Source organism: Collinsella aerofaciens, assembly GCF_025289055.1.
Taxonomy (GTDB): Bacteria; Actinomycetota; Coriobacteriia; order Coriobacteriales; family Coriobacteriaceae; genus Collinsella.
In genome coordinates this window covers 1-2,081 of record NZ_JAESIQ010000044.1, presented here as the reverse complement: position 1 = coordinate 2,081, position 2,081 = coordinate 1, and the positions used below count along the sequence as shown (strand labels likewise).

Below are 2,081 nucleotides of genomic sequence, written 5' to 3'. Positions count from 1 at the left end.
GACACGCATAAAAAGCCTCCCATTTCTCATGTCCAAGAAATGGGAGGCAGTTCAGAATGCAGGGGCTTTATGGTAGATGTAGATGGAGCTAGAAGCAGAAAGCAGCTTTAAGGAAGCTAGTTCCCAGAGAAAAGACTTTTCCAGTCCAGTATTCATACTGATAACCACCCGAATCTGGGTCGCTACTATTGCTGTATATCTCTGTCTGGCTGATAAGGAAGAACTTGTCCTTAGTGGTGATTCTTGCATTGTCCTCGACTGTTTCTTTAGAAACACTCTTGATTCCTTTTCTCAAATCAGAGGGCAATAACTTCCATAAATCGCCTGAATTTAAACGCTGACGTATCTCAGCTTTTTCCCATCCTTGTCCATCGTTGTTACGGATGTAGTGATATCCGTAGTTTTCAAAGGATCGAGATTCACCCCAATATGTCAAACCCGCCTTGCCCGAGCCGTCTGCAAGGTCGTCGTGGTTGATGCCGATGATACGGTAGGCCATGGTGTCACCGTTCGTCAACTTGACCGACCAAGTTGTCCTCTCATCCATGGCGGCCTTGGCCTTGGCGTAGGCGGGCGACGCCTCGCCCTTCGCGGCGATGTCCTCGGCAACCGCCTTCTGCTCGTCGAGCGTCCAGTCCTTCGCGTCCTTGGCCACCGCCGCCTGGACGGTCGCGGAATCGGCCCCTGTGGAGCCTCCGCCGGACGCGCCGCCCTCGACGCCGCCGGTCGTCCCATTGTTCACCGTGTTGCCGACCAGGTTGAACTGGTTTCGGATGGCTCCCGCCACGCCGGGTCCCGCGAACACGATCACCAGACCGATGATCGCGATGATCAGGACGTACTCGATGATTGACTGCCCTCGGAGAAGAGTACCTCTAGGAGATACCCCCCCCCCGAAGGTCAATTGTCGCTGCATGCATATGCGACACTCCCTTCGCTCAGGGTTTGTAGATACATTGCCGAGCGTAGGGCTATTCCATAATTCTGCTCCGGTCTTGCCGCAGCGGCAACCGCACCGATGGTCAACAATCGTGATTGCGCTATAATAGAACACGCGTTCGTTATTGATTCGAGAGGGGTGCCGTCGTGGGGGAGAGCGATAAGTCGATACGTTTGGTCACGGCCCTCGTCGAGTGCCGCCCCGACGGCGAGTACGCCCCGTGGGGCATCAAATGGTACGACGGCACCGTCTACCCGTTCGACTCCATCGAGTCCTACAGCTCCCGCTCATGGGCGCTCGGCAGGAACAAGCAGTCCGAGTCCTGGCGCGTGGTCGTCGGGGACGGCACGTGCCGCGACATCTGCCATTACCAAAACAGCTGGTATGTCGTTCACGACCCAGACGATGACACCCCAGCGGCAAGCGCACCGCAAAAATAGCCAAAACGCCCATTCGAAACCAAACGCCCAGGTAAACGGCTTAACACAATCGCGAATACGACCCCAAAAAGACCTACTTGGATACCCGCTAGGGGTACCTGTTTTCAGGCACCTTAAATCGCCTCTCGTTGCCTCGTTTTTTCGGCTACTCAGTAAAAAATAGGGGAGTACGCCAGTACTCCCCCTAAATCGTTTATATCCCGGTTGCAGCCTGCCAGTCTGCTCTCTCAAGCCTAGGCTTGAGCACGGGGGGCTTAGGCCCCTAGGCTTGAACGTACTTGAGGTCAAGCTCTCCAGGCGCGTCCACGTACACCGCGCCGAACGTCAGGTTTACCAGCCGGGGCTGAGCTCCATAAGAGCAAAATCATTCTAGCGCTTACTATCAAGGATATCCGTCGTAGTGGCGGCTATCCGGCAAACGATCGCACTCTCGTGGTCCCGTTTCGAGTAATTCTTTGGCACGGTCAGGAGCATAGCGAACGATTTCCGCTGTTACCGCTCATGTACATGGACGATGAATGAACTTCGATAGCAAACGCAATTTGGTTTTTGAAATATGGACGAATTCCTTGTCAGGAGGGTAGAATGATGCCGACGGCAGCCCAAGTTGTAGAGAGCTGGGCAGAGCCGTTGCTTAATGAAGTTGGGTCATCGTCTTAGCGACGGTGACCTTTCTTTTTGGGCTTCGAGCCCTGCTTGAG

General features: G+C 54.5%; 2 protein-coding genes. One reads left to right on the top strand and one right to left on the bottom strand.

Features of this window, described 5'->3' with window-relative positions; genetic code table 11:
- Window positions 1-88 precede the first annotated feature (88 nt).
- Window positions 89-916 (bottom strand): DUF6273 domain-containing protein, encoded by an 828-nt coding sequence (locus JMJ97_RS09410; RefSeq protein WP_260700104.1) that lies wholly within the window; start codon window positions 914-916, stop codon window positions 89-91.
- A gap of 170 nt (window positions 917-1,086) precedes the next feature.
- Between JMJ97_RS09410 and JMJ97_RS09405 the strand changes: the two genes are divergently transcribed.
- Complete coding sequence (locus tag JMJ97_RS09405) at window positions 1,087-1,380, top strand: hypothetical protein (RefSeq protein ID WP_260700102.1); 294 nt, start codon at window positions 1,087-1,089, stop codon at window positions 1,378-1,380.
- The last annotated feature ends 701 nt before the right edge of the window (window positions 1,381-2,081 follow it).

Coding starts and splice junctions, on each gene's coding strand:
- JMJ97_RS09410 (WP_260700104.1), bottom strand. CDS start 916: ATGCAGCGACAATTGACCTTCGGGGGGGGGGTATCTCCTAGAGGTACT.